The sequence below is a fragment of the Noviherbaspirillum denitrificans genome, assembly GCF_002211445.1.
Lineage (GTDB): Bacteria > Pseudomonadota > Gammaproteobacteria > Burkholderiales > Burkholderiaceae_D > Noviherbaspirillum > Noviherbaspirillum denitrificans.
Map to the genome: position 1 here is coordinate 160,675 of NZ_LSTO01000002.1, position 3,893 is coordinate 164,567.

Annotated in this window: 4 protein-coding genes and 1 pseudogene; all 5 read right to left on the reverse strand. The window is 65.1% G+C overall.

Going from position 1 to position 3,893, the window contains the following annotated elements; genetic code table 11:
- On the reverse strand, positions 1–147 hold a 147-nt coding region (locus AYR66_RS30520), incomplete at its 3' end, for a biotin carboxylase N-terminal domain-containing protein (protein ID WP_206047320.1).
- 148 nt (positions 148–295) lie between these two features.
- On the reverse strand, positions 296–1,420 hold the full coding sequence (locus AYR66_RS24320) for a zinc-dependent alcohol dehydrogenase family protein (RefSeq protein WP_088710143.1): 1,125 nt from the start codon (positions 1,418–1,420) through the stop codon (positions 296–298).
- A 21-nt stretch (positions 1,421–1,441) separates the two neighbouring features.
- Complete coding sequence (locus AYR66_RS24325) at positions 1,442–2,194, reverse strand: SDR family oxidoreductase (protein WP_088710144.1); 753 nt, start codon at positions 2,192–2,194, stop codon at positions 1,442–1,444.
- Between the two features lie 10 nt (positions 2,195–2,204).
- A complete protein-coding gene (locus AYR66_RS24330; RefSeq protein WP_088710145.1) occupies positions 2,205–3,638 on the reverse strand; it encodes an aldehyde dehydrogenase family protein in 1,434 nt (477 codons plus the stop codon).
- 11 nt (positions 3,639–3,649) lie between these two features.
- Positions 3,650–3,893, reverse strand: a pseudogene (locus AYR66_RS24335) (ABC transporter ATP-binding protein); the annotation flags it as partial.

A 3,893-nucleotide genomic window follows, 5' to 3' on the forward strand; every position in this document is an offset into this window, starting at 1 on the left:
CTCGTCGGCCTTGAAGCGGTGCAGGGCGAACTTGTCTTCGTTGGCGTAGATGGCGACGGTGCGGATGCCGAGTTCGGCGGCCGCGCGCATCACGCGGATGGCGATCTCGGAACGGTTGGCGATGAGGATCTTGCGGATCTTGCGCATGGAGGAAATCAGGGAAATGTCATGCATGGACGACGGGGCGTGCTCCGCGAGGAGCTACTCCACCGTCGATGGATTGGAAGGTGGCCATGTCACGCAAATCATGCCGTGACATGGCCTGATCCGGTCGTGCCTGGGAGCGACGCCGGGATCAAAAAACGATGACGTCGCGCATGCTTTCACCCGATGCCATCCGGTCGAATCCCCGGTTGATATCGGCGAGCGCCAGGCGTTCGCCCATCAGTGCATTGATCGGCAGCTTGCCGGCCTTGTACAGGCCGATATAGCGGGGAATGTCGCGCGCCGGCACACAGGAGCCGATATAGCTGCCCTTGACGGTGCGCTCCTCGGCGACCAGGCTGACCTGCTGCAGCGCCCATTTGGCGGACGGGTTGGGCAAGCCGGCGGTGACGGTGGTGCCGCCGCGCCGCGTCATGCGATATGCAATTTCCATCGCCTGCACCGATCCCGCCATTTCGAGCGCGTAATCGACGCCGCCCTTGGTCAGTGCCTTGACCTTTTCCACCGCATCAGGATCGCGCGCATTGACGGTCGCGGTCGCGCCGAGCGCGCGCGCCACTTCCAGCTTGCGGTCGTTCAGGTCGACGGCCACCACCTCGCGCGCGCCGGAGGCGATCGCACCCAGCATCGCACACAGGCCGACGCCGCCAAGCCCGAGCACCGCTGCCGTGGTGCCGGCCTGGATGCGCGCGGTATTGATGGCCGCACCGACGCCGGTCAGGACCGCGCATCCGAACAAGGCCGCCTCGATCGGGTCGATATCGGCTTCGATCTTCACGCAGGACCGGCGCGACACCACCGCATGCGTGGCGAAAGCCGACACGCCGACGTGGTGGTGCACATGGCCCGCGCCGCTGTGCAGGCGGCGTTCGCCGGACAGCAGCGTGCCCTCGGTGTTCGCTACCGCGCCGGGCTCGCACAAGGCAGGACGGCCTTCCATGCAGGGCAGGCAATGGCCGCAGCTCGGCACGAAGACCAGTACCACCAGGTCGCCCGGCTTCAGGCCGCCGACACCCGCGCCGACCTGCACCACCTCGCCCGAGGCTTCATGCCCCAGCGCCATGGGAACAGGCCTTGGCCGGTCGCCATTCACCACCGAGAGGTCGGAATGGCACAGGCCGGCGGCACGCATCTTGATCAGGACTTCACCGGGACCCGGCGGATCCAGGTCAAGCTCTTCGATCTGCAACGGCCTGCTGTTGGCATAAGGCGCTTCGGCCCCGACCTGGCGCAACACGGCGGCATTGATCTTCATTTCACACCCCTTTCATGTACATCAGATCGTCCGGCCACCATCCACGGGCAGCTCGACGCCGGTCAGGAATTCGGCGGCGTCGGTGGCGAGGAACACCGCAGCGGCGGCGATATCGGACGGTTCCGCCATGCGTCCGAGCGGAATGGTCGAAATGAAGCGTGCGCGGTTTTCCGGCGTGTCCGGCACGCCCATGAAATCGCCCAGCAAGGCGGTCGCGCCCATGACCGGGCAGATTGCATTGACGCGGATGCGGTCCGGCGCAAGCTCTACCGCCATCGACTTGGAAAGCATGTTGGCAGCGCCCTTGGAGCCGTTGTACCAGGTGAGGCCGGGACGCGGGCGGATGCCGGCCACCGAACCGACGTTGATGATCACGCCGGACTTGCGTTCGCGCATCAGCGGGACGACCGCCTGCGCCATGTGGTAGATCGATTTGACATTCACCGCGAACATGCGGTCGAAGGTCTTTTCGTCGACGTCGAGCATCGGCTGGTTGCGGTGTGTGGTGCCCGCATTGTTAACCACCACATCCGGCACGCCAAACTTTTCGACGCAATGACGCACCGCCGCGCGCACCTGTTCACCGTTCGTGACGTCACAAGCCACTGCGCTGGCGTTCGGGCCAAGTTCATCCGCCAGTGCCTGCGCCATGTCGGGGTTGATGTCGGCGATGACGACCTTCGCGCCTTCACGGATGTAGGCGCGGACGATGCCTGCGCCGAAGCCGCCGGCGCCGCCGGTGACGATCGTGACCTTGTTGTTGAGTTGGGACATTCGATTCTCCTTAATTGTGGAACTGGACGATAGTTTTCGTTGTGCTCATTTCCTCGAGTGCGAGAAAACCCTTTTCGCGTCCGTGGCCGCTCTTCTTCACGCCGCCGAACGGCAGCTCGACGCCGCCGCCCGCGCCATAGCAGTTGATGAAGACCTGTCCGCTCAGCAGGCGCTTGGCCATGCGCGACTGGCGGCTGCCGTTCTCGGTCCATACACCGGCCGCCAGACCGTACTCGGTCGCATTGGCCAGCCGCACCGCGTCTTCCTCATCGGTGAAGGACATTGCGGACAAGACCGGGCCAAACACTTCGCGGCAGGCAAGCTTGTGGTCGCGCGGCACGCTGCCGAACAGCACCGGCTTGACGTAATAACCGCCCGCCGACAGGCCCTGGGCGAGGCTGCCTTCGGCGAGCACGGGTACGCCCGACGCCTTGGCTTCTTCGATGAAGGACGACACCCGCTTGTGCTGCTTGGCATTGACGATCGGCCCGCAGTCGAGGTCCTGCTCCGGCGAACCGACGCGCACCTTGTTGAAGGCCTCGGCCACCATCGCGGTGAACTTGTCATAGATATCCTGCTGCACGAGCAGGCGGCTGCCCGCCGAGCAGGTCTGGCCGGCGTTCTGCACGATGGCCTTGACGATCACCGGCACCGCCTTTTCGAGGTCGGCATCGTTGAACACGACCTGCGGCGACTTGCCGCCCAGTTCCAGCACGCAGGGAACGTGGTTCTTCGCGGTCGCTTCCTGCACCATCACGCCGACTTCCGGCGAGCCGGTGAAGGTCGCGAAGTTGATGCCGGGATGCGCGGTCAGCGCGGCGCCCGCTTCATGGCCGTAGCCGGTGACGATGTTCAGCGCGCCCGGCGGGAAGCCGGCTTCGACCGCGAGTTCGCCGAGTTTCAGCGCGCTCAGGCAAGCGTCTTCGGATGGCTTGAGCACGGTGGCGTTGCCCATCGCCAGCGCCGGCGCCAGGGTGCGGCCGAACATTTGCGCGGGGTAATTCCACGGAATGATGTGCGCGGTAATGCCGTGCGGCACGCGCACCACGCTAACGTTGTAGCCGTTCAGGTAAGGGATGGTCTGGCCATGCACCTTGTCGGCTGCCGCACCGTAGAACTCGAAGTAGCGGGCGACGGCGGTCACGTCATTGCGCGCCACCGTGATCGGTTTGCCGGTGTCGCGCGCTTCGATCTGTGCGAGCTCTTCGGCATGCTTCAAGATCAGGTCGCCGAAGCGGAGCATGATACGTCCGCGCTCGGTCGCGGTCATCGCGCCCCAGGCACCGTCCAGCGCACGTTGCGCGGCCGCGACCGCAAGGTCGATGTCGGCGGCATTGCCACGGTCAATTTTCGTGAACGCTTCCCCGTTGCAGGGATTGATCACGTCGATCATCTGTCCACTTTGGGACGCGACCCACTGGCCGTCGATTAACAGGGTTGTCATGCGATGTACTCCTAATGAAGGTTGGTTGACGACGCGAGCAGTTCACCGCGTTCGAGCGTCAGGGTGGTGTCGGGCAGGTCGCGCAGCAGGCTGCCGTTGGATTCGGTGACGATCACGCACAGTTCCGGGTTGAGGTCGCGCAGGCGGCGCAGCGATTCTGCGTACTGGTTTGCCAGCACCGGCGCCAGGCCCTGGAAGGGTTCGTCCAGCAGCACCAGGTTGCGCCCCGCCATCAGCGCACGGCCCAGCGCCGCC

Excerpts from the sequence above, each read along its gene's own strand:
- AYR66_RS24330 (WP_088710145.1), bottom strand. The coding sequence starts at position 3,638 with ATGACAACCCTGTTAATCGACGGCCAGTGGGTCGCGTCCCAAAGTGGA.
- AYR66_RS24325 (WP_088710144.1), bottom strand. The coding sequence starts at position 2,194 with ATGTCCCAACTCAACAACAAGGTCACGATCGTCACCGGCGGCGCCGGC.
- AYR66_RS24320 (WP_088710143.1), bottom strand. The coding sequence starts at position 1,420 with ATGAAGATCAATGCCGCCGTGTTGCGCCAGGTCGGGGCCGAAGCGCCT.